The organism is Amycolatopsis sp. NPDC003676 (assembly GCF_053587275.1).
The window spans coordinates 71,089-96,976 of record NZ_JBSFNS010000017.1 but is presented as its reverse complement, the minus strand read 5'-3'; the positions used below and the strand labels follow the sequence as shown (position 1 = coordinate 96,976).

General features: G+C 68.6%; 30 protein-coding genes. 10 read left to right on the top strand and 20 right to left on the bottom strand.

From position 1 onward, the window contains the following. Positions 1-45 precede the first annotated feature (45 nt). Positions 46-498, top strand: a complete 453-nt coding sequence (locus ACWDNU_RS14145; RefSeq protein WP_370933711.1) for a MarR family winged helix-turn-helix transcriptional regulator — start codon at positions 46-48, stop codon at positions 496-498. Here ACWDNU_RS14145 and ACWDNU_RS14140 read toward each other — a convergent pair. From ACWDNU_RS14140 to ACWDNU_RS14130, 3 genes are all read right to left on the bottom strand, one after another. Continuing rightward, the gene (locus ACWDNU_RS14140) at positions 484-1,695 is read right to left on the bottom strand and encodes an FAD-dependent monooxygenase (RefSeq protein WP_449669095.1); all 1,212 of its coding nucleotides are present in this window, start codon (positions 1,693-1,695) and stop codon (positions 484-486) included. The genes ACWDNU_RS14145 and ACWDNU_RS14140 overlap by 15 nt on opposite strands. A gap of 73 nt (positions 1,696-1,768) precedes the next feature. Next, positions 1,769-2,266: an RNA polymerase sigma factor gene (locus ACWDNU_RS14135; RefSeq protein WP_449669094.1), complete on the bottom strand. Its 498-nt coding sequence runs from the start codon at positions 2,264-2,266 to the stop codon at positions 1,769-1,771. A 139-nt stretch (positions 2,267-2,405) separates the two neighbouring features. After that, positions 2,406-2,900, bottom strand: coding sequence for a winged helix-turn-helix transcriptional regulator (locus tag ACWDNU_RS14130; protein ID WP_370933708.1), 495 nt, complete (start codon positions 2,898-2,900; stop codon positions 2,406-2,408). Positions 2,901-2,977: 77 nt separating this feature from the next. Here ACWDNU_RS14130 and ACWDNU_RS14125 point away from each other — a divergent pair, with 77 nt between their 5' ends. Further along, positions 2,978-3,622: a dihydrofolate reductase family protein gene (locus ACWDNU_RS14125; protein ID WP_449669093.1), complete on the top strand. Its 645-nt coding sequence runs from the start codon at positions 2,978-2,980 to the stop codon at positions 3,620-3,622. 1 nt (position 3,623) lies between these two features. On the opposite strand, the gene ACWDNU_RS14120 is transcribed toward ACWDNU_RS14125, so the two are convergent. The 6 genes from ACWDNU_RS14120 to ACWDNU_RS14095 all read right to left on the bottom strand — a co-directional run bounded on the left by ACWDNU_RS14120 (position 3,624) and on the right by ACWDNU_RS14095 (position 10,095). Next, the gene (locus ACWDNU_RS14120; RefSeq protein ID WP_449669092.1) at positions 3,624-4,478 is read right to left on the bottom strand and encodes an amidohydrolase family protein; all 855 of its coding nucleotides are present in this window, start codon (positions 4,476-4,478) and stop codon (positions 3,624-3,626) included. A 13-nt stretch (positions 4,479-4,491) separates the two neighbouring features. Next, positions 4,492-6,054: a benzoate-CoA ligase family protein gene (locus ACWDNU_RS14115; protein WP_449669091.1), complete on the bottom strand. Its 1,563-nt coding sequence runs from the start codon at positions 6,052-6,054 to the stop codon at positions 4,492-4,494. 10 nt (positions 6,055-6,064) lie between these two features. Continuing rightward, entirely contained in the window at positions 6,065-7,486 is a 1,422-nt protein-coding gene (gene boxB / locus ACWDNU_RS14110) for a benzoyl-CoA 2,3-epoxidase subunit BoxB (protein WP_370933704.1), read from the bottom strand. Positions 7,487-7,490: 4 nt separating this feature from the next. Then, positions 7,491-9,128, bottom strand: coding sequence for a 2,3-epoxybenzoyl-CoA dihydrolase (gene boxC / locus ACWDNU_RS14105; RefSeq protein ID WP_370933703.1), 1,638 nt, complete (start codon positions 9,126-9,128; stop codon positions 7,491-7,493). A 32-nt stretch (positions 9,129-9,160) separates the two neighbouring features. Further along, positions 9,161-9,598, bottom strand: a complete 438-nt coding sequence (locus ACWDNU_RS14100; RefSeq protein ID WP_449669090.1) for a hypothetical protein — start codon at positions 9,596-9,598, stop codon at positions 9,161-9,163. Between the two features lie 62 nt (positions 9,599-9,660). Continuing rightward, positions 9,661-10,095, bottom strand: coding sequence for a MarR family winged helix-turn-helix transcriptional regulator (locus ACWDNU_RS14095; protein WP_370933701.1), 435 nt, complete (start codon positions 10,093-10,095; stop codon positions 9,661-9,663). 53 nt (positions 10,096-10,148) lie between these two features. Here ACWDNU_RS14095 and ACWDNU_RS14090 point away from each other — a divergent pair, with 53 nt between their 5' ends. Together ACWDNU_RS14090 and ACWDNU_RS14085 are read left to right on the top strand one after the other, a co-directional pair. Next, a complete protein-coding gene (locus tag ACWDNU_RS14090; RefSeq protein WP_370933700.1) occupies positions 10,149-10,619 on the top strand; it encodes a DUF1579 family protein in 471 nt (156 codons plus the stop codon). Positions 10,620-10,623: 4 nt separating this feature from the next. Beyond that, positions 10,624-11,481, top strand: coding sequence for an alpha/beta fold hydrolase (locus ACWDNU_RS14085; protein ID WP_449669089.1), 858 nt, complete (start codon positions 10,624-10,626; stop codon positions 11,479-11,481). On the opposite strand, the gene ACWDNU_RS14080 is transcribed toward ACWDNU_RS14085, so the two are convergent. Both ACWDNU_RS14080 and ACWDNU_RS14075 read right to left on the bottom strand, forming a co-directional pair. Continuing rightward, positions 11,471-12,232, bottom strand: coding sequence for a 2-keto-4-pentenoate hydratase (locus ACWDNU_RS14080; protein WP_370933698.1), 762 nt, complete (start codon positions 12,230-12,232; stop codon positions 11,471-11,473). The genes ACWDNU_RS14085 and ACWDNU_RS14080 overlap by 11 nt on opposite strands. Beyond that, complete coding sequence (locus ACWDNU_RS14075; RefSeq protein WP_344265172.1) at positions 12,229-13,026, bottom strand: 2-keto-4-pentenoate hydratase; 798 nt, start codon at positions 13,024-13,026, stop codon at positions 12,229-12,231. Before ACWDNU_RS14075 ends, ACWDNU_RS14080 begins: the two co-directional genes overlap by 4 nt. A 152-nt stretch (positions 13,027-13,178) precedes the next feature. Between ACWDNU_RS14075 and ACWDNU_RS14070 the strand changes: the two genes are divergently transcribed. Genes ACWDNU_RS14070 through ACWDNU_RS14060 form a run of 3 tightly spaced genes read left to right on the top strand, consistent with a single transcriptional unit; the run spans position 13,179 to position 14,735 of the window. Continuing rightward, positions 13,179-13,682: a VOC family protein gene (locus tag ACWDNU_RS14070; RefSeq protein WP_370933697.1), complete on the top strand. Its 504-nt coding sequence runs from the start codon at positions 13,179-13,181 to the stop codon at positions 13,680-13,682. A 42-nt stretch (positions 13,683-13,724) separates the two neighbouring features. Beyond that, positions 13,725-14,291 carry a hypothetical protein gene (locus tag ACWDNU_RS14065; RefSeq protein ID WP_449669088.1) on the top strand — a complete coding sequence of 189 codons (567 nt, stop codon included), beginning with the start codon at positions 13,725-13,727 and terminating at the stop codon, positions 14,289-14,291. A gap of 42 nt (positions 14,292-14,333) precedes the next feature. Next, complete coding sequence (locus ACWDNU_RS14060; RefSeq protein WP_370933695.1) at positions 14,334-14,735, top strand: CoA-binding protein; 402 nt, start codon at positions 14,334-14,336, stop codon at positions 14,733-14,735. On the opposite strand, the gene ACWDNU_RS14055 is transcribed toward ACWDNU_RS14060, so the two are convergent. Genes ACWDNU_RS14055 through ACWDNU_RS14035 form a run of 5 tightly spaced genes read right to left on the bottom strand, consistent with a single transcriptional unit; the run spans position 14,724 to position 19,278 of the window. Further along, entirely contained in the window at positions 14,724-15,266 is a 543-nt protein-coding gene (locus ACWDNU_RS14055; protein ID WP_449669087.1) for a chloramphenicol phosphotransferase CPT family protein, read from the bottom strand. The two genes, ACWDNU_RS14060 and ACWDNU_RS14055, sit on opposite strands and share 12 nt — an antisense overlap. Then, entirely contained in the window at positions 15,263-15,931 is a 669-nt protein-coding gene (locus tag ACWDNU_RS14050) for a response regulator transcription factor (protein WP_009084133.1), read from the bottom strand. Before ACWDNU_RS14050 ends, ACWDNU_RS14055 begins: the two co-directional genes overlap by 4 nt. 2 nt (positions 15,932-15,933) lie before the next feature. Continuing rightward, entirely contained in the window at positions 15,934-17,322 is a 1,389-nt protein-coding gene (locus ACWDNU_RS14045) for a HAMP domain-containing sensor histidine kinase (protein WP_370933693.1), read from the bottom strand. A gap of 29 nt (positions 17,323-17,351) precedes the next feature. Continuing rightward, positions 17,352-18,059 carry a type 1 glutamine amidotransferase gene (locus ACWDNU_RS14040; protein ID WP_449669086.1) on the bottom strand — a complete coding sequence of 236 codons (708 nt, stop codon included), beginning with the start codon at positions 18,057-18,059 and terminating at the stop codon, positions 17,352-17,354. Beyond that, on the bottom strand, positions 18,052-19,278 hold the full coding sequence (locus ACWDNU_RS14035) for a MurT ligase domain-containing protein (protein WP_370933691.1): 1,227 nt from the start codon (positions 19,276-19,278) through the stop codon (positions 18,052-18,054). Before ACWDNU_RS14035 ends, ACWDNU_RS14040 begins: the two co-directional genes overlap by 8 nt. Positions 19,279-19,520: 242 nt before the next feature. Here ACWDNU_RS14035 and ACWDNU_RS14030 point away from each other — a divergent pair, with 242 nt between their 5' ends. Continuing rightward, positions 19,521-20,300: an IclR family transcriptional regulator gene (locus ACWDNU_RS14030; RefSeq protein WP_078870254.1), complete on the top strand. Its 780-nt coding sequence runs from the start codon at positions 19,521-19,523 to the stop codon at positions 20,298-20,300. A 192-nt stretch (positions 20,301-20,492) separates the two neighbouring features. Here the strand turns inward: ACWDNU_RS14030 and ACWDNU_RS14025 are convergent, their stop codons facing one another. Genes ACWDNU_RS14025 through ACWDNU_RS14015 form a run of 3 tightly spaced genes read right to left on the bottom strand, consistent with a single transcriptional unit; the run spans position 20,493 to position 22,606 of the window. After that, positions 20,493-21,770, bottom strand: a complete 1,278-nt coding sequence (locus ACWDNU_RS14025) for an RNA polymerase sigma factor (RefSeq protein ID WP_449669085.1) — start codon at positions 21,768-21,770, stop codon at positions 20,493-20,495. 54 nt (positions 21,771-21,824) lie between these two features. Further along, complete coding sequence (locus tag ACWDNU_RS14020) at positions 21,825-22,181, bottom strand: YciI family protein (RefSeq protein ID WP_449669084.1); 357 nt, start codon at positions 22,179-22,181, stop codon at positions 21,825-21,827. Next, positions 22,181-22,606: a YciI family protein gene (locus ACWDNU_RS14015; RefSeq protein ID WP_344265209.1), complete on the bottom strand. Its 426-nt coding sequence runs from the start codon at positions 22,604-22,606 to the stop codon at positions 22,181-22,183. The genes ACWDNU_RS14020 and ACWDNU_RS14015 overlap by 1 nt, the downstream gene beginning before the upstream one ends. A 135-nt stretch (positions 22,607-22,741) precedes the next feature. On the opposite strand from ACWDNU_RS14015, the gene ACWDNU_RS14010 reads away from it, so the two are divergent. After that, on the top strand, positions 22,742-23,740 hold the full coding sequence (locus ACWDNU_RS14010) for a small ribosomal subunit Rsm22 family protein (protein WP_449669083.1): 999 nt from the start codon (positions 22,742-22,744) through the stop codon (positions 23,738-23,740). An 86-nt stretch (positions 23,741-23,826) separates the two neighbouring features. Next, positions 23,827-24,585, top strand: coding sequence for a maleylpyruvate isomerase family mycothiol-dependent enzyme (locus tag ACWDNU_RS14005; protein ID WP_449669082.1), 759 nt, complete (start codon positions 23,827-23,829; stop codon positions 24,583-24,585). Positions 24,586-24,590: 5 nt separating this feature from the next. On the opposite strand, the gene ACWDNU_RS14000 is transcribed toward ACWDNU_RS14005, so the two are convergent. Beyond that, positions 24,591-25,862, bottom strand: coding sequence for a cytochrome P450 (locus ACWDNU_RS14000; protein WP_449669081.1), 1,272 nt, complete (start codon positions 25,860-25,862; stop codon positions 24,591-24,593). Between the last annotated feature and the right edge of the window lie 26 nt (positions 25,863-25,888).

The window sequence follows — 25,888 nt, the reverse complement described above, 5'->3', positions numbered from 1 at the left end:
GGTAACTTCTCGCGCGCAAGATGTATTCCGGGTAGACTCCGTCGGATGACCCCGGATCCGCAGACGGACGACGACGAGATCGTGACGTGGTGGGGCCTCGTGATCGAGGGCTACCTGGCCACGCAGAACGCGTTGATGGGCGAGATCGCCGAGCGATTCGGCCTGGCCCCCGCGTCGTTCGACATCCTGCTGCGCCTGGTGCGCTCCCCGGAACACCGGATGCCGATGACGCGCCTGGCCACCGAAGCCGCTCTGTCGAGCGGGGGTTTCACGAAGGTGGCGGACCGGCTGGTCGCCGCGGACCTGATCTGCCGGGTCCCGAGCCCCGAGGACCGTCGCGTCACGTTCGCCGCACTGACGGAACACGGGCTGGAGGTGGCGGTGAAGGCGAGGGCTGCTTGTGCGGAGATCTTGCGGCGGATCGTGCTTACGCCGCTGGGCCCGGACGCCGCCGGGTTGGCGGAGGCGATGCGGACGCTTCGTTCAGTGAACGGCTGAGTCCCTGCTGCGTGACCGAGAGTCCGGAACCCCTGCGTAGTCGGGCAATTCGACACCGTTGATCGCGCGCCCGACCAACTCCATGAACTCTTCGCTGGCGAAATCGGGACTCGGTTCGGCGTCGGGGCCGGGAACGTCACGGCTGCGCGCGTTCAACCGGCCGATCTCCTGGTTGGCTTCGACGAACGAACGCATTCGCGCCTCGTAGCGGGAGAACCCGGCGTCGGCGTCCCATCCGGCGGCGGCCAGTTCGCCGGCCAGCAGGTAGGCGCCGACCAGGGCCAGCCCGGTGCCCTGCCCGGACATCGGCGACGAGCTGAACGCCGCGTCCCCGAGCAGCCCCACCCGCCCGCTCGACCAGCGGTCCATCAGCACTTGCGCGACCTGGTCGAGGTAGAAGTCCGGGGTGTCGTCGAGGTGCGCGAGGATCTCCGGGGTCCGCCAGCCGAGACCGGCCATCCGCTCCCGCAGCAGCACTTTCTGGGCCGCGATGTCCCGGTAGTCGACGTCGAAATCCGGCGCGGCGAAGTAGAACATCGCCATCGCGCGGGTGGCGTCCTGGATGGGGCGCAGGAGTGCGGTGCGGCCGGACTCCTGATATTCGAGCAGCCAGCGATCCAGGCCGAATTCGTTGGGCACGCTGTAGAAGGCCAGCACATGCCCGAGATGGCGGAGATACCGCTCGTGCGGCCCGAAAACCATCGCCCGCAACGACGAGTGCAGCCCGTCGGCCCCGACCACCAGGTCGAAGCGCCGCCGGTCGCCGCCCGCGAAGACCACGTCAACCCCGCCGGTGTCCTGGGCGAGTTCGGCGATCCGGTCTCCGAAGAGATATTCGACGCCGTCGCGGGTGTCTTCGTAGAGCACCCGGGACAGATCTCCGCGCAGGATCTCGATGTCCGCGATGAATCCGTCACCGCCGTCGTCGTCGGCGCGGAAGGTCTCCAGCACTTTGCCATTCGCGTCGACGGTGTGCGCGCCCGCGGTGTCGGTGCACGCCGCGCGCACCGCCGCGTCCAGCCCCATGCGCGCGATGACGTCCTTGGCCACCCCGCGCGCGTCCACCGCCTGCCCGCCGGGCCGCAATTCGGGAGCCCGCTCCACGACGGTCACCTCGGCTCCCCGCCGACGCAACCAATGGGCCAGCGCGGGTCCCGCGATGCTCGCCCCCGCCACCAACACTCTGGTACCGCTCACCGCGCGCCCCCTGGTCGCCGTCCGGACAACGGTCCGGATCGTACCGCGATTTGCCGCTCTGACCAGCGGTTTGTCATGGATAGCTGAACCCCTCCGACTCCAGCCGCCGCCGAAGCGCCGTCAAACAGCGTTTCCGGATCTTGCTCACGCTCGACTTGGCGATCCCCAGCTCCGCCGCCAGCTGGTCATGCCGCAGCTCCGGACAATGCGCCAGCAGAAGCATCATCCGCCGATGACGCTCCGGGAACTGCTCGACCGCCCGCCACAATGCGGCTGTCAGTTCACCGGCCAACGCGTGCTTCTCGGGGGAATCCGCTGGCTTGCACGCCTCCAATCGCGCATTGTCCGGCACCCGCGAGCGTTTTTCCGCCACTCGGAGTGCATGCCTGCGCGCGACGGTCGTCAGCCAACCGGCCAGCCGGGTCGAATCCTGCATTTTCGGCGGGCGGCGCAGGAATTCCAGCCATGCCGTTTGGCAAGCGTCATCCGCTTCCGCGCACAGCCCCGGATTCGCGGCGACGATCCGGATCACTTTCGCCGACAACCGGCGCACCTCGTCCTGGTCCGGCATTCCCGGCTCCCTTCCTCACTCGGGAAGGCTGACGAACCGGGCATCTCGGAGGATCCGCTTTATCAGGGCGAATGCCGAATCGAGTGATCAACTTCCGGGCGAGGTATCTGGCGCCGGGCGAGCGCCACGGGGCTCGCAGTCATCCTCGGGCGACAGCCTCCGCGTAAGCCGCCGCCAGTCGTTCCGTCGCCGTTGGTCCGTCTCCGCCAGGCCGGGGAATTCCGAGGTGCCGTTCCCGGAGTTCCGCCATGAATTCCTCCCACAGCGGCGGCCCGCCCTCCTCCAGCAGTTCCGCTCGCACGCGCAATTCCGGCGTCGTCGGCCGATGCCGCAAACCCCAGCTTCCGAGCTGCACCAAAACCGGCACCAGCTGAATCGCCGCTTCCGTCAAACTGTAAGTCGCGCGCTGGCCGCGGCCGGCCGAGTCGCGCGTGAGCAATCCTTCTTCGGTCAGCGTGCGCAATCGGTCGGCGAGGATATTCGACGCGATTCCTTCCTCGGACCGCGACTGCAATTGCCGGAAATGCCGCCGGTCGCCGAACATGATGTCGCGCAGGACCAGCAGGCTCCACCGGTCGCCGATCACCTCGATCGCGGCGTTGATCGGGCACCCCGAGCGCGGACCGTCCGGCATCGCACACCTCCTGTAACCACTTGCACTTTACCATCACCTCCGGCATAGTGCTTGCAAAAGACAAGCAGGGGGCTTCGATGCTGGTACGCGTCCAGTGTTTCAACCTTTCCGCCGACGGCTACGGCGCCGGTCCGGACCAAACTCTCGAGCAGCCGTTCGGCCACCCCGACCCGGGGCCGCTCTTCGCCTGGGCCGGAGCCACCGCCAGCTGGCCCATGCGCGGCGAACCAGGCGGCACGCGCGGGCTCGACGACTACTTCACCCGCGACATGCACCGCAGCGGCCACGTCGGCGCGGAAATCATGGGACGCAACAAGTTCGGCCCGCAGCGCGGTCCGTGGGACAACCACGACTGGCAGGGCTGGTGGGGCGACGAACCGCCGTTCCGCACGCCGGTCTTCGTCCTCACCCACCACGAACGGCCCTCGATCACCTTGGGCCAGACCACTTTCCACTTCCTCGACACCACCCCGGAGGAAGCGCTCGCGCAGGCGAAGAAAGCCGCTGGCGACAAGGACGTCCGGATCGGCGGCGGCGTCAACACGGTGCGCCAATTCCTCGACGCCGGTCTCATCGACACGCTGCACATCGCCGTCGCGCCGGTCGAACTCGGCGCCGGGGAACGGCTTTGGGAGAGCCCCGACGAGCTGACCGATCGCTACCACCTGGAGAAAATTCCCAGCTCCAGCGGGGTCGTGCATCATCTGTTCTGGCGCAAGTAACTCAGCGCAGGCCGGGCATCAGCCGTAACGCGTTGCCGGACAGCACCCCGTCCAGTACGTCAGCGGGCAGGCCCAAATCGGCGACCGCGCGGACATTCACCGCGGTTCCCGGCACTCCCGGCCAGTCGGTGCCGAAGATCCATTTCCGCGCCAGCCGCACGAGGTCGAAGCGCGCGTAGTACTCCGGCAGTTTCTTCGGCGGCAGCCCGGCGAGGTCGAGCCATACGTTCGACCTCGCCTGGGCCATGAACGCCGCGACGTCGTACCACCAGCCTCGGCCGCCGTGCGCGAACACGAAATTCACCGACGGGAAGTCTTCGACCACATCGGACAGCAGCTCCGGATCACCGTAACTGGCACGGGAACCGGGGAAGACCGACAGTCCGGAGTGGAGAATCACCGGAACCCCGCGTTCGGCGCACAAGGCGTACACCGGGTACAACTCCTTGTCCGCCGGGGAAAACGCGCCGTGCACCGGATGGATCTTCAACGCCACCGCGCCCAGCGCGAGCTGCCGTTCCACCTCGTCGACCAGCGGGTGGTGCAGATGCGGGTTCACGTTGGCCACCAGACGGAATCGCTCCGGGTTGTAGGCGACCAACGGCAGATTGTCTTCAATCGCCTGAATACCGGTAGCCCGCGGACTGTATTCACAAAACAACAGCACCCGGTCGACGCCCTCGCCCGCCATGAGATCGTCCATCGCTGAGGGGATCACCGTGCCGTCCGCGTCGTACACCGTGCGCCACGGATACTCGCGCGCGAAGTCGCGTGCCCAATCCAGCCAGGCGGGCTTGAGCGTGGGCAACCGCGGAGTGTGCACGTGGGCGTCCACCACGAAGTGCTCGTCGATCATGCCGACCAGTCGATCACGATTGCGGCTGCGGCACGAGCAGCGACTCGCGCACCATTTCGCGGATCACGTTCCGCCGGATCTTCCCGGTCGCGGTCTTCGGCAGCTCGGCCATCTCCACCACGCCGCGCGGTCGTTTGAACGCCGCCAAGCCCTCCCGGCAAAATTCGATCAGCTCCTCAGCGTCCACAGTGGATGAAGGCGCGGCGACCACGCACGCCACCGGTTTGTCCAATCCGTCCTCGTCCGGCGCGGCGACCACCGCGACCTCGGCCACGGCCGGATGCTGCAGCAGCCGTTCCTCCACTTCGGACGGAGACACCCAGATCCCGCCCGCCTTCAGCATGTCGCCGAACCGGCCAAGACACGTGTAGGTGCCGTCCGAGTTACGCACGTAACTGTCCCCGGTCCGCAGCCACGAACCCTGGAAAACCTGTTTTGTAGTCTCGTATCGCGCCCAGTACCCGGTCGCGATGGACGGACCGGACACGAAAAGCTCGCCCGCCCGGTCCGCTTCCGAAATGACCGCGCCCTGCTCGTCCCGGAGCTCGACGGAGTACCCCGGCACCGCCACCCCGGTGCTGCCCGGCCGCACCGCACCCGGCTGATTGGACAAGAAGATGTGCAACGCCTCGGTCGACCCGATCCCGTCCAGGATCTCCACCCCGAACCGTTCCCGGAACCGCGTGAACAACGCCGACGGCAACGGCTCTCCGGCCGAAACCGCGTACCGCACCGAGGAAAACGAATCGTCCGGTACGTCGCTGGCCAGCAGCGCCGCGTAGAACGTCGGCACTCCGAAGAACAACGTCGGCCGATCCGCCCGTGCCCGCGCGGCGATGAGACCCGGCGTCGGACGGGCCGGTTCCAGCAGCGTCGTCCCTCCACAAGAGAGCGGGAAGAACGCCGAATTCCCCAGCCCATAAGCGAAGAACAATTTCGGCACGGACAGGAATCGGTCCGAAGAGGACACTCCCAGCACCTGCGACGCATAAGTCGAGCAGACCGCGCGAATGCTCCCGTGCCGGTGCATCGCGCCCTTCGGCTGCCCGGTCGTGCCCGAGGTGTAGAGCCACAGCGCGGGCGAATCCTCCCAGGTCGGCGCGGCCACGACATCGTCGCTCGGGGTCAGCGGCCACCGATGTGTCCGCACCCCGGCGGGGAATTCCGCCGGATCCGCGCGATCGAGCACGACGTCGGTCACCTCGGGCGCACTGGTCAGCGCACCGGCCGCCTGCGCGGAAAACTCCCCGGACACGCACAGCACCCGCGCCCGCGAATCGGCGAGCACCTGGCCCAGTTCCAGCCCGGTGACCATAGTGGACACTGGCACCGCGACCGCGCCGACGAGCATCGCGCCGAGAATCCCGCTCAGCAGTTCGACGTCGTCGACCATGCAGAACATCACCCGCTCCTCCGGCCGCACGCCCAGCGCGCGCAGTCCGGACGCGACCCGGTGGGTCTCGGCGGCGAGTTCGCGGTAGCTGAGCGTGCGCCGCGGCGAGACGACCGCGAGCGCGTCCGGACGGCCTTGGCCGAGCAGGTACTCCGCGGCGTTGAAGTTCGCGGGAACCGTCATCGGTGCCCCCTCAGGTGAGGTACACGTACTCGTAGTCGAAAGGTTTTCCGTTGATGCCCTGCCGCGGCGGCGCGACCCAGCTGGCGATCTTCCCGCGCTCGTACACCGGGTGCATGAGCGACCGGACGAACGTCAGGTCCTCGGCCGTCGGCAGCCATTTGTGCCGCGCTGCCTCCCACGTCGCCTCGTCGACGATGCTGCCGTCCGGAGTGACGTGGTGGCCGGAGTTTATGCCCACCTCGCGGTTGAAACCAGGGTGCGGCAACGCGAACCGGAAGTCGATCCCGGCGTCGGCGAGGATCTTGTTCCACCGGTTGACCCCGGTCTGGCAGTCCGCGGTGTACTCGCCGCGCAGGTCGAGGTTCAGCAGCAGGATGGCCTGCAATTCCTCGGACGTCCAGGTCCCGTCCTCGCGCGGCCGGTCGAGCAGACGGCTGTCGTCGGTGAGTTTGTGGTCGTCCTTGCGTCGCGTCTCCTGCCAGCGGCCTTTGAGCCCGGCGGTGTAGTAGTTCGCCGCGTTCGTCGACGTCTCGCTGCCGAACAGGTCGAGCGACACCGTGTAGTGGAAGTTCAGGTATCGCTGGATCAGGTCGAGCGGAATCCCGCCGTGCGAGGCGATGTCGTACGTGTCGTGCTCGCGGATCAGCTCCGCACTGCGCTGCACCACCCGGTCGACGCCGGTGGTGCCCACCATCATGTGGTGCGCCTCCTCCTTGAGCATGAACTCGCAGGTGCGCGACAGCGGGTCGAACGAGCTTTCCTTCAACGTGCCGAGCTGGTATTTCCCATCGCGGTCGGTGAAGTAGGTGAACATGTAGAACGCGAGCCAGTCGGCCGTCTCCTCGTTGAACGCGCCGAGGATGCGCGGCGCGTCCGGGCTGCCGGAGTTGCGCAGCAGCAGGCCTTCGGCCTCGTCCCGGCCTTCGCGGCCGAAGTACGCGTGCAGCAGATACACCATCGCCCACAGGTGCCGCCCCTCCTCCACATTCACCTGGAAGAGATTGCGCAGGTCGTACAGCGACGGCGCGGTGAGCCCGAGCAACCGCTGCTGCTCGACCGACGCCGGTTCGGTGTCGCCCTGGATCACGATCAGCCGCTGCAAGTCGGCGCGGTACTCGCCGGGCACCTGCTGCCACACCGGTTCGCCCGCGTGCTCGCCGAACGCGATCCGCCGGTCCGGCTCCCGCTCGGCGAGGAAGATGCCCCAGCGGTAATCCGGCACGTTGACGTGGTCGAAGTGCGCCCAGCCGTCGCGGCCGACGCTCACCGCGGTGCGCAGGTACACGCCCTCGGTTTCCAGCGTGGGGCCCATTTCGCCCCACCAGTTCATGAATTTCGGCTGCCAGCCCTCCAACGCGCGCTGCAGCCTCCGGTCGTCGGCGAGGTGCACGTTGTTCGGGATTTTGGCGTCGTAGTCGATCTTTTCGGGCATCGGTTCAGACCCGCTTCCTGTCGAAGACCGCCTTCTGCCCGGTGCCGTAGCGCCGCAGTGCGCCCTCCGGCCCGGAGGCGTTCGGTCGGGTGAAGATCCAGTTCTGCCAGGCGGTCAGCCGCCCGAAGATCTTGGTTTCGAGCGTTTCCGGGCCGACGAACCGGTGGTTCGCCTCCATCCCGGTGAGCGCGTCCGGCGACAGCGAAGCCCGGCCCTCCAGCGCGATCCGGATCTCGTCCTCCCAGTCGAGATCGTCCGGAGCGTCGGTGACCAGGCCGAGTTCGACGGCTTCGGCTGCGCTCAGCGGACGGTCGCGTTCGCGAGCCAGCCACGTCAGGTGGTCGTCGTCGCCGTAGAACCGCGACTCGAGCCGAGACAGGCCGTTGCCCATCGGGAAAACGCCGAAATTGGCTTCGGACAAGGTGATCGACGCCCGTTCCGGCGAGTCTTCATCGTCAATCGGCGGACCGTCCAGCAGGTACTGCCGGTCCGCCGCGAAGGCCAGCTCAAGCAGGCTGCCCGCGAAGCAACTGCCCGGTTCGATCAACGCGATCAAGGTGCGGCTGGTGACGTCCAGCCGCTTCAGCGTGCGCTTGTAGTAGTGCAGGATTTCGTTGCTCAGCCAGTCTTTCCCGCTGAGCACGACCTCCTCGTGCGCGAGCACCGCCTCCGGATCGCCTTCGGTGCGCAGCACCCAGGTGCCGAGGTCCGGTTCGTTCGTGCGCAGCCGCAGGATCGCGTCGTCCAGCTCGCGGGTCAGCCGCAGCAGCCAGCCGTCCAGCTCCGGTTCCCCGGAGGGACCGAGCACGGTGAGCGTGACCAGCGAGTTCGGCCGGTCATAGCCGACGCGAATGTGCCGGTACTCGATCCCGTCGTCGGTGATCGACGGCTCCAGCGGCGCGAGTTCGATCCCCTGCTCGGCGGGCAGCCGGTCGGATTCGGCGGCCAGTTCGTGCGCCCGCGACAGCACCTTCTCGCGGAACCCGACGCGCGGCACCAGCTCGTCCACCAGCCGCCAGTCCACCGCGGTCCGGCCTTTGACCCCGTCCGGCCGCGTGGCGAACACGTCCGCGAGATCCCGGCGGACGCGCCGTTTGTCGACCACCCGGGTCAGCCCGCCGGTGCCGGGCAGCACGCCGAGCAGCGGTACCTCGGGCAGCGCGACGGTCGACGAGTTGTCGTCCACCAACAAGATCTTTTCGCAGGCCAGCGCGATCTCGTAGCCACCGCCGGCGCAGCTGCCGTTCACCGCCGCGACGTAGGTCTGGCCGGAGAACTCAGTGGCGTCCTCGATGCCGTTGCGGGTCTCGTTGGTGAACTTGCAGAAGTTCACCTTCCACTCGTGCGGAGACGCGGCGAGCATCCGGATGTTGGCCCCGGCGCAGAACACCTTGTCCTTGGCGCTCGTCACGATCACCGCGCGCACCTGCGGATGTTCGAACCGCAGCCGCTGCGTGGCGTCGTAAAACTCGATGTCCACGCCGAGGTCGTACGAGTTCAGCTTCAGCTCGTACCCGGGCACGAGGCCGCCCTGCTCGTCGACGTCCATCTCCAGCCAGGCGACCTCGCCGTCGACAGTCAGCCGCCAGTGCCGGTACGTGTCCGGATGCCGCTCGAACGTGACAGGTGTGGTGGTGGTCACGTCCTCGATTGTCTACATGGTTTCTACGAACGTCAATGTTGTGTAGACATTTGCCCGGCGACGCTCACCCGGTTGAGCCGCGTCGCCGCCCAGCAGACGAATACCCACAGCGCGATCGCCGCGAACGTGTCGGTGAAGATCGTCGCGAACCAGAACGCCGGGATCTGGGGCACGCCGACCAGGAAGTGCCCCGCGCTGGCCAGCCCGGACAGCGAGTAGACCAGCAGGAATGCCAGCGATCGCCAGTACTGGCCGCGCACGTAGGCGCGATAGCCGAGCGCGCCGAACGCGGTGAAAACGACCCAGCTCAAGGCCACCACGATCTGCGCGACCGGCACGCTGATGCCCGGCACCTGCGGGTAGTCGGCGGCGCGCACGACGTTGTGGGTGTAGTGCAGGACTGTGCTGGCCAGGGTGAACGCCAGAATCACCCGCAGCGGGCCGAGTCCCTTCTCGCGCAGAACGTCCATGCCGCTCGCCCCCTTGCGATTTGATAGAGCGCTCTAGCGGGAGGGTACTACCCACGCTCCGCTCAGACCAGATCGCGCAACGCGCGAAGCGTGCGCAGGGTCGTCTCGACGTCTTTCTCAGACAGGCCCGAAGCGACGGCATCCGCCCATTCGGCCTGCCGAGAGCCCAGGATTCGCAGCGCGGCCCGCGCTTTGGCGGTCAACCGCAGCAGCGGCGCACGAGCGTCCGCCGGGTTGTCGGCACGGGAGAGCATTCCGTCTCGCAGCAGGCGATTCACCGTCTCCTGCACGCTTTGCCGCCTCAGCCCGCGCCGCCGAGCCAGCTCCGCCGCGGTCGCGGGACCGTCTTCGAGGAAGCCGACGACCTGCCATTGCGCAGCGGTCAATCCCGCTTCCGCGGTGAGTGCGTCGCCGGCGGCCAGCAGCGCGCCATTGGCCACGAAGACCTCGTTGACAAGCTGCGTAAGGGTTTCCGCGCGGGACGTCCTCGAGGTCATGCGTGCTAGTGTTCCATTTCGACAGGCACCTGTCGAAACCAAGGGGGACACACATGGACATGCCCGTCGTCGGAGCCGCGCACGAAGCCCTTGCCGCACTCGTCGGAGACTGGTCCGGCACCGAAGAACTCGCCGCCGCGCCCTGGGCTCCCGCCTCGACGGCCACCGCGACCTGCAGTTATCGCCGCGCGCTCGACGGATTCGCCGTGCTGGAGGACTACGTCCAGACCCGCGAAGACGGCTCGCGAATGCTGGGCCACCACGTCTTCACCGTCGACCCGGCGACTGGCGACACCCTGTGGTTCGGCTTCGACAGCTACGGCTTCCCGCCCGCGTCTCCCGCACGCGGCGGCTGGCGCGACGGCACCCTGCACCTCGAAAAGCAGACCGAACGCGGCGTCGCGATCCACCGGATCACCCCGGAAGGGGACGTCCTCACCCACGAAATCGACGTCCGCCTCGGGTCCGACGACGATTTCCGCCCGTTCCTCCGTGCCCGCTACCTCCGGAGTGCGCGAGACTGACCCCATGACCGAGCAGACCCTCGAAGCAGACGGCATCACCCTGTGCCACGAATCGTTCGGCGATCCGTCCGCGCCGCCGTTGCTGCTGGTGATGGGCCTCGCCGCGCCGATGATCTGGTGGGACGACGAGTTCTGCGCCCAGCTCGCCGAGGCCGGCTTCCACGTGCACCGGTTCGACAATCGCGACGTCGGGCGTTCGCAGTGGTGGACCGGCCGGGCCAGCCTTCCGCTCGCGTACTTCCTGCGCTCCGCGCCGTACTCGCTCGGCGATCTGGCCGACGACGCGGGCAAGCTGCTCGACGCGCTCGGCATCGAAAGCGCGCACGTGGTCGGCACGTCGATGGGCGGGATGATCGCGCAGGAGTTCGCGATCCGGCACCCGGAGCGGGTGCGGACGCTGACCTCGATCATGTCGACCACCGGCGCGCGCACCGTCGGCCTGCCCAGCCCGCGGGCCGCGCTCGCGATGCTGGCCCCGGGACCACGCACGCGCGAGGACTACGTGACGCAACTGGTGCGCACGTCAAGGCTGATCGGCTCGCCCGGTTACGTGTTCGACGAGGACCATTTCCGCCAGCGCGCGGAACGCACGTACGACCGCGGCCTCAACCCGGCGGGCGTGTTCCGGCAGCTCGCCGCGATCCTGTCCTCCCGCGACCGGACCGCCGATCTGCGCCGCCTTTCCTTGCCGTCCTTGGTGATCCACGGTACGGCCGACCCGCTGGTGCACGTGTCCGGCGGTCGCGCGACCGCCCGCGCACTCGGTGCCGACCTCGACCTCGTGCCCGGCATGGGACACGACCTGCCGCGCGAAGTGTGGCCGCGCGTGATCGCCGGGATCAAACGGCTCGCTACCCGCTGATCGTCACCGAACCCAGGTTCGAGAAATGCGCGGCGACGCGAGATCCGGGGCGCAGTTCGACGGCGTCGGTCATCCCGCCGGTCAGCACGAGCCAGCCCGGTTCCAGCGCCAATCCGCGCGCGGCCAGGGAATTCGCCGCCAGTGCCAACGCCTCGGCCGGGTGCCCTTGCACGGCGGCACCGGTCGCGGTGTCGACGATCTGACCGTCCACTTCGAGCAGCGCGGCTTCCAGCGAAAGGTCCAAAGAGGACGGTGGACGGCCGACCGAGCCGAGCCCGAACAGCGCTGACGAGCCGTTGTCCGCGACGACGTCCGGCAACGTGAAACGGTAGTCGCGGTAACGGCTGTCGATGATCTCAATTCCGCCGTATACCTGGGAAACCGCGCCGAGAGCGGTAGCCGCGGTGACGCCCGGGCCGGCGAGCCGCTCGCCGAGCACGAACACCAGTTCCGGTTCCGCGCGCGGGTGGATGAGCTGCGGCGTCGGCGCGCCCGCGGGCAGCACCATCGCGTCGGTCAGCCATGCGAGCAGGGGTTCCGCGACGCCCATCCGCTGCTGTTTCGCCCGCGACGTCAGCCCGAGCTTCACCCCGATCAGCGTCTCACCGCGTTCCTGACGCAGCCGCAGGGCTTCGTCCTGGATCGCGTACGCGGTGGCGAGATCCAGGTCCGGCCAGGTGTCGGTGAGCTGCGCGCTCTCTTCCGTCCGGTTGAGCAATTCCTGCGCTGCGGCGGCGATATCGGCGGTCACTTTTCCTCCTCCGGAGCGAACACCGCGGTCACGCTGCCCAGGCCGGCCATGGTCGCCACGACAGTGTCGCCGGGGCGGACGGTCTGCGCGGCGGTCATCGAACCGGGCAAGACGACGTGGCCGGGCTCCAGCGTCACGCCGAGCGGGCCGACGGTGTTGGCCAGCCACACCAGCGCGTTGATCGGCGAACCCAGCACCGCGCCGCCCGCGCCGGTGGCCGCGAGCTGGCCGTTGACGTGCAACGTGCAGCCGGCGAGCCGCAGGTCGACGTCACGCAGGTTGGTCGGGCTGCTGCCGAGGATGACGCCGCCGGAGGACGCGTTGTCCGCGACGGTGTCGAAGATCGAGATTTTCCAGTCGCGGACCCGCGAATCGACGATCTCCAGCGACGGAAGCACGAAGTCGACCGCGCGGACGGCGTCAGCGACGGTCACGCCCGGACCGCGCAGCGGCGCGCCGAGCACGAACGCGATCTCCGGTTCGATGCGCGGCTGCAGGAACCGCGTCGTCGGGATCGGCTGGTGTTCGAGCAGGAACATCGAGCTGGTGAGGTGCCCGAAGTCGGGCTGGTTCACACCCATCTGGCGCTGCATCGCGGCGGAGGCGAGGCCGACCTTGTGGCCGCGCACCACGTCGCCCGCCGCCACCCACGCGCGCACTTGCTCCTGCTGCACGCGATAGGCGTCTTCGATGGTGCCGTCGGGGAAGGTCTTCACGAGCGGATCGATCGGCTCGTGGCGCTCGTACGCGCTCGTCAGCAGCGCGACGGCGTCCTGCAGCTCAGCGGGTTCCACGGGCCGAACTTTGCCTGACCGCGCGGCTTGAGCCAACCCGCTCGTTCCATTCACCGGTACGAGCTACTTCTCTCGCTCGATAACCTCTTGCGCGCGAGAGTTTGTCGGCGTATCGTTCTCCGTGTTGGCTCCCAGAGAGGACGTGACCCGAAATGGCACCCACCGAGACCGAAGTCGCCCAGCTCGCGCAGGCCCGCGACCGGCTGCGGGACCAGCACCTGCACCCCGCGTCGGAGCGCCCGGCGACCGTGGGCCGCGGCATCCACCACACCGCGCTGCTCTCCAGCGACGTCGAGCGGACGATCACCTTCTACCAGGACATTCTCGGCTTCCCGCTCACCGAACTGATCGAAAACCGCGACTACCCGGGGTCGAGCCACTTCTTCTTCGACGTCGGCAACGGCAACGCGGTCGCGTTCTTCGACCTGCCCGGCCTCGACCTGGGCCCGTACGCGGAGGTGCTCGGCGGACTGCACCACCTGGCCCTGTCGCTCACCCCGGAAGCCTGGGCGGGCGCGCGCTCCCGGCTCGACGCGGCTGGCGTGAAGTACCAGGAAGAGAGCGGCACGTCGATCTACTTCGCCGACCCGGACGGCGCCCGGATCGAACTGATCGCGGACGACCTCGGCGAGATGTACGGGTCGAAGATCGGCTGAACCACTGGACTCGGTGCGTCGCCGGGTTCAGAGTGTGGGCCCATGGGCGACTGGGCGGCTTCGCGGCAGAAGGCACGGCTCGACCGGCGGGAAGCGATCGACGAACTGATCGCGCAGGTCCGCTTCGAGGTGCGGCTGCACCTGGCGGAACCGACCGCGGTGAGCCGGTACGACGACCTCGCCGAGGTTTTCGCCCTCGGCCACGGCGAGTGCGCCGCGTTGCTGGCTCACCGCCGTTTGCTGCCTTGGTGGGAGCGACGGCTGCTTATGCGATTCGCGCGTCGGCTGCATGGCCGTGCGATCGTGGGCAGCGTTTTCGATGTACCAGCGGGCGCGGGTGTTGTTCAGGCTTTCCGAGTCGAAATCGCCCGTCTCCTTCCCGACCCGGGCGACACCGGCGCCCGGTATGACGTGCAGGGACGCGGTCTGCTGACGGTTTTCCGCCTCGCGCTTGGTGCCCGCGGCGAGGCTTGGCCAGACCGGCACGAGGTCGCGTCCACTGTCGCGCGCAATGTTCTGGTGTGCAGTTCCGCGTTCCTGCGACGGTCGCCGTGGCAGGTGCTGTGGCCGGTCTATCGCGTGCGCGGCCTGCGGTTGTGGCGGCTGTGACCGTCGTGGAATCCCTGGCTGTGCTGGGATGTTGAGGAGAGTATGAAGCCCGAAGAAATCCTTGCCAGCGCGCGCACGATCGCGGTCGTCGGCCTGAGCCGCGACCCGGGCAAGGCCGCGCACGGCGTACCGGCTTCCCTGCAGGCGCACGGGTTCCGGATCATCCCGGTGCATCCGTCGGCGACCGAACTGCTCGGGGAGAAGGTGTACCGGTCACTGGAGGACATTCCGGAGCCGGTGGATCTGGTGGACGTCTTCCGTCCGGCCGGGGAAGCGCCGGACATCGCGCGTTCCGCGGTCGCGATCGGGGCTAAGGCGTTGTGGTTGCAGCAGGGAATCGTGTCGGCGGAGGCGCGGCAGATCGCTTCTGATGCCGGGCTGGAGTATGTCGAGGATCGGTGCACTGCTGTTGTGCGAGCAGTGGCGGGGATTTCAGTGGCTTAGCCTCGCGAACGCTTGGGAACGCCCAGGTTTCACGATGAAGTCCGCGATGATTTGTGCACATTCTCTAGGACTGTGCAGTGACGTGTCGCATTCTAGGTCGTAATCGTTGTGGGCGTGCACGATCGGATATTGCCGCTCCGTCAGCCCGGCGGGGCGGTCGCCTCGCGCTTGCTCACGCCGTCGCAACTCCGGCAGCGGGCAGTGCACGCCCACGAACGTGACTTCCTGCGCCCGCAACACTTCCAGGCAGTCGGCAAGCCAGTGTGGCCGAAGCACGTGGTCGGCGATCACACCGTTTCCCGCCGCCGCGAGACCGGCCAGCATTCGGTGGTAGCCGAGCACGGTCCGCTCAAAAACCTCGTCGAACTCAGGTGTGCCGAACTCGGGCGTCTGGGTCCGCGATCGCATGCTGTTGACCGCATCCCTCGGGACCAGGAAATACGGCCCCGGCAGCAAATCCAGCAACTCCGTCGCGATACTCGACTTGCCGGAACTGGACGTGCCATTGAGGAAAACGACGTGCCCGCTCATCCGACGAGCCGGTACCCCACCCCGCGCACCGTCTCAATCGTCCGCGTCCCGAACGGCGCGTCGATCTTCCGCCGCAAATACCCGACGTAAACCTCGACCACATTCTCGTCGCCCTCGTAATGCGCGTCCCAAACATGACCGAGAATCTCGTTCTTGGTCAACGCCGCCCCCTGCCGACGCAACAAAAACTCCAGCAACCCGAACTCGCGCGCGGTCAGCTCGATCCGCGTCTCTCCTCTGTGGACAGTGCGCGCGGCCGGGTCGAGCTGCAGATCCCCGGCGGTCAGCACCGCCGGACGGGCGGGCGCACCCCGCCGAAGCAGCGCACGCAACCGAGCCAGCAAAACGACGAACGAGAACGGTTTCGACAGATAATCGTCCGCGCCGAGGTCGAATGCGTCCGCCTCGTCGTACTCGCCGTCCTTCGCCGTGAGCATCAGCACCGGCGTCCAATTCTCCGCTGCCCGCAAGCGTTTCAGCACTTCGTAGCCGGAAAGCTCGGGAAGCATGATGTCGAGCACCACGGCGTCGTAATCGTGCTCCATCGCCGACCAGAGCCCGTCCCGCCCGGTGTGCGCGACGTTCACCGTGAATCCCTCGGCGACCAGGCCGCGGCGAAGGGTTTCGGCGAACTCCAGTTCGTCCTCCACGATCAGCAACCGCATGCTCAGTCCTCCTCGATCCGGGGCAGTTCGATGCTCGGCAGTTCGATCACGAAGTGCGCGCCCGGGTAGCTCGGGTCGGCGACGTCGACGTACCGCGCGCGGCCGCCGTGCCGGGCCGCGATGCCGGCCACGATCGACAGGCCGAGCCCGGTGCCGCCGCGCCGTCGTGACGCGTCCAGCCGCACAAACCGCTCGAACACTCGCTCCCGGTCCTCCTCGGCGACGCCCGGGCCGTCGTCGCTCACCTCCACCACGACCATCTCATCTTGCACCGAACTCGCAATCCGGATCCGCTCACGCGCGTGCCCGCAAGCGTTGTCGACGAGGTTGCGTACGGCGCGACGCAGCTGCGCCTCGCTGCCGCGCACCTTCGCCGGTCCCGCGCGCACTTCGATCTCGACAGCCGCTTCGCCGCGTACGCGTTCGGCTTCGGCGCGGACGATGTCGTCTAGATCGACTTCAGTGCGCGCGGGCCGGTCTGTGGCGTCGTCGGTGCGTGCGAGCATCAGAAGGTCGTCCACCAGCTCTCGCAGGCGCGCGGTCTCGCGAGTGATCACGGGTACCAGTTCGTCGGTGGTCTCCGGGTGCTGGCTAGAAACGTCGAGGGCGGTGCTGATGGTCGACAGCGGCGAGCGCAGCTCGTGACTCGCGTCGGCGACGAAGCGGCGTTGCGCGGCCTGCGCCGACCCAAGCCGTTCGAGCATCTCGTTGAGCGTGACAGCGAGCCGGTGCACCTCGTCGCCACCAGGAGGCAGCGGTACGCGCAAGGCGAGGTCGCGGGTCGAGATCTCGGCGACAGTGCGCCGCATCCGCTCAACCGGTCGCAGTGCGGACCCGACAGAGCGGTACACCGCGAAGCCGGCGATCCCGAGCAGCGGCAGCGAAATCAGCCCTAGAAGCAGCGTAAGCCGCGCAGACGCTTCGGTGACTGGCTCAAGCGACCGTGCCGAGATGACGGTGAACGGTCCACCCGGTCCGTTGACGCCTTCCGAGACCAAGCGATAGTCACTGCCGTCGCCATCTAAGCCGAGCGGCAGCGTTTCGACGGTTTCTTGTCCTGGGGCCGGGCGCGCGGCGGTGATGGCCGGACGGCCGACAATCGCCGGGTCACTCGCGATTGGCGTGCTTCGCGGCCCGAGAACCTGCGTAACTGCTTCAGTGTCACCAGTGCTCGCGACGTCGCTTGGCGACAGGTCTCGCGCGCCCGCGCGCACGAGTTGGACAGCAACCTGCCGCGCGGTACTGCGCGCGCTTTCAGTGACGCTTCGGTCGAGCGACTGCTGCAGCAGGAGTACCACGACAACGCACGCAGTCGCGATGGCAAGCGCGAGCGCGAGCACGGCAACCCCGGTTGTCCGCATCCGGACGCCTGCTGCAGCGAGAATTCTCACGCACGCAGCGTAACGAGCGCGGAGTGACGTCATCGGGCGCGGCGGGCTGCCAGCCGTTCCGAGCGGAGAGTGTCCACCTCAGTCAGGTCCAACGGCTTCAGCGCGTGGCCCAGCACCCACGACAACAGCAGGTCAGCCAGCTCGGGGTTGCGCGCCAGCGCCGGGCCGTGAAGGTAAGTCCCCACGACGTGGTCGGTGACCGCGCCCTCGGTGCTGTCGCCGTTGCCGGTGCCCCGGACGACGCGGCCCAGCGGCACGCTGCCCGGACCGAGCACGCTCGCGCCCTGATGGTTCTCGAAGCCGGTCAGCGGCGTCTCGAGCAGATTCGGTTCGACGATCAGCTCGGCCACCGCGCGCTGCTGCGCCGGCTCGGTGACGAGGTCGAGCAGCCCCAGCCCGGCGTGTTCGATGCCGTCGACGCCGCGGAAGCGCGTGCCAAGGATCTGCAGGCCTGCACACACCCCGAAGACCGGACGGCCCGCGTCCGCCGCGCTCCGCAGCCCCGCCGAGTCGCGCAGGAAGTCCGCGGCCAGCACCTGCGCCATGTCCTCGCCGCCGCCGAGCAGGTAGAGGTCCAAAGTGGACGGTACCGCGGAGTCGAGCGAGACCGGCACCACCTCGGCGTCGTAACCCCGCCACTGCAAGCGTTTGCAGAGCACCTGTGCGTTGCCGGAATCGCCGTACGTCCCCAGTACCTCGGGCAGCAGCAGGCCAATGCCGACGGTCGAATCAGACATCAGGCAACCGGTCGACCAGATCGCGGAAGGCGGTGTAGTTCGCGACGAGCTCGACCCCGCCCGGCGGCAGCGTGTCGATCGCGCTCACCGGGTCCGGGGCCGACCAATGCGGCACCTCGGCGTAGCAAAGCCGCACCGCGAGGTCCGCGCACCGCTCGCCGGCGACGACGACCTGACGGCCGCGCAAGCGCTCGAAGTGCACGTCCCAGAGCCACGACAGGTCGCGGCCGTCCGCCTCGTGCGCGTTGACCGCGACGACGACCGGGGTGTCCTCGTCGAGCACGCGCAACGTTTCGGCCCATCCAGCCGGGTTTTTCGCAAGCATGAGCCGCACCGAGTGCCGGGTGCGGCGAATCGTGCGGTACCGCCCGCCGATATCGGTGATCGTGCGCAGCCGGGCCGCGGCGGTGTGCGGCGGCACGCCGACGCAATGCGCGGCGGCGAGCGCGAGAGCGGCGTTGGCGCGGTTGGCCTCGCCGGGCAGCCGCAGGTCGAGGTCCACCTGCCGTCCCCCGGGCGTGTGGACCAGGTCGCCGTCGAGGGTCCAGGTCGGCTCCGGTCGGGCGAAAGCACAGACCGCGCAGCGCCATTCGCGATCGGTGTGGGTGATCGCGCCGCCGCAGCGGGGACAGGAGACGGAATCGCCCGACCAGCGCCGTCCGGTGCCGACCCACACCGGGCGGGCCGCCGCCGAGGCCGCGGAAGTGACCAGGACGTCGTCGCAGTTCGCGACCACGACCGTGCGCGACAGCCCGGCGAACGCGGCGCGGAGGTCGCGCTCCATCATCCGGACCTCGCCGACGCGGTCGAGCTGGTCCCGGCTGAGGTTGAGCAGCACGAGCGCCGCGGGCTGCACCTGCTCGGCCACCCACGGAACGTAGGTTTCGTCCACCTCCAGCACCGCGTACGGCGCTTCAGGGGCTGCGGCGAGCGCGGCCACCAGACCGTCGGGCATGTTCGCGCCGTCGCCGTTGTGCGCGACTTCGGCGAGCGCTTCGAGCGCGCGGGTGAGCATCAGCGACGTGGTGGTTTTGCCGTTCGTGCCGGTGACTATCACGACCGTGCGATCGCGGCCGAGCCTGCGCAGCGCCTTGGGGTCGAGCCGCAGCGTGACGCGGCCGCCGATCACCCCGCCGCGGCCCAGCCGGGCGGTACGGGAAAACCACGCGGTCAGCCGCCCGGCGGCGACCGACGCCCGGGTGCGCAGACGTGTGGACATCACCCAAACCGTGCGGCACGGGCGCTGTGATTTTCCTGAGAGGGTGACTCCAGTCTCCGTTACCCTTTGTAAGCAGTCTTACCGATCGGAGGTTGAACCATTCGGCGCAACCTTGACCTTGCCGAATGACAGAGTTCGGTCAAGATCTTCCGTCCATACATCGGAGGTGTTAGCGTCCAACCCCGCTTGATGGCACCACGCACCGGTGACCGGGAACGCAGAGCGACAGGCGGAGGGCGAACGTGGACGCAGCAGTACGCGGGCTGGACCAAAGCGGCACCCTGGAGCGCGGGCTGGCGGTGCTCGAACACGTCGGGCAGCACCAGGAAATCTCCACGAACGCGCTCGCCCGGCAACTGGGCCTTTCGCGCAGCGCCGCTTACCGGATCGTCGGCACCCTGAAGCGGCTGGAGTACCTGGAGGCAGACACCGTCACCGGACGCGTGCGGCTCGGCACCCGGCTGGTCGAACTGGGCGCCCGCGCGATGGCGGCAACCGACCTGCACCGCTGCGCGCCGCGGTATCTCACCGCACTGGCCGAACGTTCCGGGGAGACGACGTACCTCGCCGTGCCGGACAACGACGCGATGGTCTACGTCGCGACCGAACGCAGCGCCAGCGCGGTCACGCTCTCCTGCCGTCTCGGCACTCGGCGGCCGCAGCACGCGACGTCGCTGGGCAAGGCCTGGCTGGCGGCGTTGCCGGAGGCCGATCGGGTGGAGCGAGTGCGCCGGATGAAGCTGGACAGCCTCACTCTCAAGACCATCAACGACCCGGTCCGGCTGCTGGACGAACTGGCGCGCACCCGGCGTCGCGGCTGGGCCGTCGACGACCTGGAAAACGAGCCGGACGTCGGCTGTGTCGCGGCGGCCGTGCGGGACCACTCGGGCCGTCCGATCGCGGCGATCAGCGTCGCCGGACCGGCTCCCCGGGTGATGCGCCGGGCGGACGAACTGGGCGCGACGGTGGCCGGGACGGCGGCGGCGTTGTCGATGCGGCTGGGATACGTGCGCAACCGCTGAGTCTTTCCAGCCTTTCACCGGATCGGGTTGGGTGACCTGCTTCCGGTACTGCTACCAGCGGAAACAGGTTATCCACAGGCGTGTCGACTTGTGGACAACCCTGGGGATGGCTGTCTGCGGGCGCGGGAATTGTCGGGGCGGTGGTGGACCGTTCCCGGCATGAAGATCACTCCCGCACCGCACGGTGCTCAGTTACCTCGTTCCCGCTTCCAGCTTGCTGCACGACTCGGCCCGCGCCAGAAGCAGCGCGCGCTCCCGCTCGTTGCCGGTCATCTTCGCCGCGCGCTCGAACTCGGCGCGCGCCTCGTCCCGGCGGCCGAGCTTGTACAGAAAGTCGCCGCGCACGCTCGGCAGCAGGTGGTAGTTCTTCAGCGCGGGCTCCGTCAGCAATTTGTCCACCAGCACCAGCCCGGCTTCCGGCCCCTCGGCCATCGAGACCGCGACGGCCCGGTTCAGCTCGATCACCGGAGACGGCGTGAGCTGCGCCAGTCCCGCGTACAACGCCGCGATGCGGGCCCAGTCGGTCTCGTCCGGCGTCACCGCCACGGCGTGGCAGGCGGCAATCGCGGCCTGCGCGGAATACGGCCCGTACGTGCCGTCCGCCAGCCGTTCGGACCGGGCCAGCGCGGTGAGGCCGCGCTGGATCAGCAGGCGGTCCCAGCGGCTGCGGTCCTGGTCCATCAGCAGCACCGGTTCGCCGTTCGGGCCGGTGCGCGCCGCCGAGCGCGACGCCTGGATCTCCATCAGCGCCACCAGGCCGTGCACCTCCGGTTCACCCGGCATCAGACCGGCCAGCACCCGGCCGAGCCGCAACGCGTCCTCGCACAGGGCAGGCCGCATCCAGTCGTCGCCGCGTGTGGCGGAGTAGCCCTCGTTGAAGATCAGGTAGATCACTTCGAGCACGGCGGGCACCCGCGCGACGCGCTCGTCGCCGACCGGCGTCTCGAACGGCACCTTGGCCTCGACGAGCGTCTTCTTCGCCCGCACGATGCGTTGCGCGACAGCGGATTCCTTCACCAGGAAAGCGCGGGCGATCTCGTCGGTGCTGAGCCCGCCGAGCATGCGCAGCGTGAGCGCCACCCGCGCTTGGGTGGACAGCACCGGGTGGCACGCGGTGAACACCAGCCGGAGCAGGTCGTCCTCGATCTGCTCGTCGTCGAGCACCGCGTCGAAGTCGGGCAGCACGCCCTCGCCGAGCTGTTCGGCCTCCCGGCCGATCTCGTCGAGTTTGCGGCCGAAGGTTTCGTTGCGCCGGAACAGGTCGATGGCCCGCCGCTTGGCGATGGTCATCAGCCAGGCGCCCGGGTTGCGCGGCACGCCGGTCTCCGGCCATTGTTCGAGCGCGGCGACCAGCGCGTCCTGGGCCAGCTCCTCGGCGAGGCCCACGTCGCGGGTCATCCGCGCGAGACCGGCGATCACCCGCGCCGACTCGATCCGCCAAACGGCCTCTACCGCACTTCGCGTGTCCACCGGCCCATCAGACCGGGCCCGCCCGCCCGAGGCAACCCTCGGGCGGGCGCGGCGTCAGAGCTCGGCCGCCATCGGCCGGATCTCGACGGTGCCCGCCTGCCGGTCCGGGTTGGGCGCCCGCTTCATCAGCTCGACGATCTCGGCGAGCGACTCCCCCTCCAGAATCCACACGCCCGCGACCAGTTCCTTGGTCTCGGCGAACGGGCCGTCGACCACGCTGGGCGCGGCCTCCCCGTCGAACCACAGCAGCCGGGCGCCTGCCGAGCTCGGCGTCAGCCCGGCGGCCTGCACGAGGTGGCCGGATTCGGCGAGCTCGGCGTTGAACTGGCCCATCTGCTCGATCAATTCGGCGCTGGGCGCGGCTCCCGCTTCGGATTCCTTGCTGGCTTTCACCAGCACCATGAACCGCATCAGTTCTGCGCAGCCTGCTCGCGCACCTTCGCCTCGGCGTCCCGCAGTTCCGGGGTGAGGTTGTCGCCGAAGTCGTCGGCCTCGAAGATCCGCCGGATCTCGATCTCGTGGTGCGCGCCGTCGGTGTTGGGCACGCGCTTGATCCACTCCACGGCTTCCTCGAGCGAACGCACCTGGAGGATCCAGAACCCGGCGATCAGCTCCTTGGTCTCGGCGAACGGACCGTCGACCACGCTGGGCTCGCTGTCGCCGGAAAACTTCACCCGCGCGCCCTGGGAGCTGGGGGCCAGTCCCTCGCCCGCGAGCATCACGCCGGCCCGCACGAGTTCCTCGTTGAACTTGCCCATCTCGGCGAGCAGTTCGGTGCTCGGCATCTGGCCCGCTTCGCTCTCTTCGCTGGCCTTCATGATCACCATGAATCGCATCTTCGGTACCCCTTCGCTCTCGGCTTGCCTTCACCCCTGCGTCGAACGGGCCGCGGCCGGATCGACAAGGTCCTCAAACTTTTTTCCCCGCCGCGAAACTAGCAGGTCAGGCGAGCTTCGGCGGACAAAACAGGCATGGGAGAATCGTCGTCCGTGGCAGTACTCCCCGAACCTCTCCGCGCCGCCCTCGACGAAGAGCTCGGCCGGTTCCCCGAATCCCGGCTCGCGCAGGCCGTGGACCGGCTCAGCAAGCGTTATCGACAAGGCGACTCGGCAAGCTCGCCGATCCTCTCTTCGGAGCTGGATGTCGCCGCGTACGCCGGATACCGGATGCCAGCGACGTACGCGGCAGTCAGCGCGGTGCTGGGCGAGGTGGCTGCCGCCGCGCCCGGGTTCGCCCCGAAGACGCACGTCGACATCGGCGGCGGCACCGGAGCGGCGGTGTGGGCAGCGGCCGATGTCTGGCCGTCGCTGGAGAAGTGCACTGTCCTGGAGCAGGTGGCGGCCGCGCTGGCGCTGGGACGCAAGCTGGCGGCCAAGTCCGACGAGCCGGCCGTCCGCACCGCGGTCTGGCAGCGCGGGCTGGTCGATTCCGCGTCGGCCGCCCCGGAAGCCGACCTGGTCACTCTCTCGTACGTCCTCGGCGAACTGCCCGAACGCGGCCGTGCCGACGTCGTCCGATGGCTCGCCGCGAAAGCCGGAACCGTCGTGCTCATCGAGCCTGGAACGCCGGCTGGATTCGAGCGGATCCGTGCGGCTCGCGAGGTGCTGCGCGAGATGGACCGCAGCGTGGTGGCGCCGTGCCCGCACGACGACGCCTGCCCGATCAAGCCGGGAGAAGACTGGTGCCACTTCTCCGCCCGGCTGCCCCGAAGCGGGGTGCACCGGCGGATCAAGTCCGGCACACTGGGCTTCGAGGACGAAAAGTATTCGTACGTGGCGGCCACGTCGGCACCGGTCGACCGTCCGTCGGCCCGGATCATCCGGCATCCGCGCAAGCACAAAGGGTTCGTGCAACTCGACCTCTGCACAGTCGACGGGCTCGCGCCCGGCACTGTCGTGTCGAAGCGGCACGGCGTGCGCTACCGCGCCGCTCGCGACGCGGAATGGGGAGACGCCTGGAGCGTCGAGTAGCTCGGTTTCTCCCCCTGCGGTGTCTGGTTGGCGGCGTCGGCTCCGACTGTCGGGTGTCAGCGGATCCGAACCGGAGAGGACACCCGATGGACTTTCACGAGCGTTGCGCGGAGATCGTGCGGCAGACGGAACTGATGGCCGCGGCCGTCGAAGGCGCGGACCGGACGGCGCGGGTCGCAGCGTGCCCGGAGTGGAACCTCGGGCAACTGCTCGATCACGTCAGCACGGGGCATCGGTGGGCGGAGGAAACCGTGCGCACGCGGGCCGACCATTGGCTGCCTGCCGACGGACTCCGGAATCCGGTGGACATCCCGCGCCCGGCGTCGTGGCTCGTGGACGGGGCGAAGACGTTGGTGGCGACGCTGCGCGACGCGGGTCCGGACGCGGAGGTGTTCACGCCAGTACCGAACGGGCCGCCGAGAGCAGCGTTCTACGCGCGCCGATTCATGAACGAGACGCTGATCCACCGCGCCGACGCGACCTTGGCCGCGGGCGGGGAATTCACCGTCACGCCCGAAGTCGCGCACGACGCGATGGAGGAATGGCTGGAGCTCGGAGAGCTGGCGCAAGTGCTGGAGTACGTACCCGAACGCCGCGAACTGCTCGGCCCGGACCGCACGATCCACCTCGCGCCGACCGACCACGCGACGTCCTGGACGGTCGATCTCACCGGCGATCATCCGGCCTGGCACCCGGGCCCGCCGGAGAACGCGGCGGTCACCGCGGCCGCGCCGCTGGGCGATCTGCTGCTGATGGTCTACGGCAGGCTGCCGTCGGAGACCGCGCACCGCAGCGGCGACACGGTGTACCTGGACCGCTGGCTTTCGCTCGTCGGCTTCGGCTGATCCGGTCAGTCCCAGCGGATCGGGAGGCTTTTGAGCCCGTTCTGGAAGTTCGACCGCAGCCGGCGGGGTTCGCCCGCGAGCCGGACCTCGCCGAGCTGGTCGAACACCGCCGCGAACAACGCGCGCATCTGCATCCGCGCGAGGTGCGAACCGAGGCAGAAGTGCGGGCCGTGGCCAAACGTCAGATGTTCGCTCGGCGCGCGCGTCACGTCGAAGACATCAGGATCGGGAAAGACCGTCTCGTCGCGATTGGCCGAGGAGAACCACACCACGACCTTGTCCCCGGCCTTGATGTCCACATCGGACAGTCGGGTGTCCTGCGTCGCCGTGCGGCGGAAGTGCATCACCGGCGTGTGCCAGCGCAGCATCTCTTCGACCGCGCCCGGCAGCAGGCTCCGGTCGTCGAGCAGCTTGCGGTACTGCTCGGGGTGCGCGAGCAACGCGGCCATCCCGCCGGGCAGGCCGTTGCGCAGGGTTTCGTTGCCAGCTACGGAAAACAACCAGAAAAGGTTCTCGAACTCCTCAATCGACACGCGGCCGCCGTCGTCGTCCACGTGCTGCATCAGGTTGCTCATCACGTCGTCGCCGGGGTGCGCGCGTTTGTGCTCGCCGAGCGCGTGCGCGTAGGCGTAGAGATCCGGCATTCCGGCGCGGCTGCGCGGATCCGGCATCCGGCCGTCCGGTCCGGGTTCCGGGCGCACGGCCAGCGCGGCACGGGCGAGGTCGGTGACGTCGTCGGCTTTGACGGTCGCGCTCACCGCGTATTCGGCGTCCTGGAAGCCGATCACGCGGTTGCTCCAGTCGAACATCAGCCGGCGGTCCTGCTCGGGAACGCCGAACACCTCGGCGAGCGTGAGCAACGGCAGATCGGCGGCGATGTCCTTGGCGAAATCGCATTCGCCGCGATCGGCCACCACCGCGACGAGATCATGTGCCCAGCCTTCGATCCGCTCCGTGATCCGGCCGACCGCGCGCGGGGTGAACGCTTTCGTGAGCAGCCCGCGCAGCCTGCCGTGCTCGGGCGGGTCCATGTTGAGCATCATCCGGCGCACGTACCGCAGGTCCTCGGCAGTGGCCGGATCACGAATCTGGGTGCCGCCGAGCTGCGACGAAAACACCGCCGGGGTGCGGAGCACGTGCCGCACGTCGGAGTGGCGCAGCACGGCCCAGAAGTCGCCGATCCGCGTCACCGGCGTTTCGCGGCGCAGCCGGGCAAGCAGGTCGTAAGGCACGCCCGTGACGTAGGTGTCCGGGTCGGCGATGACAGCACTCGACACGTTCCGACCCTAGCCCCGAGACCGCC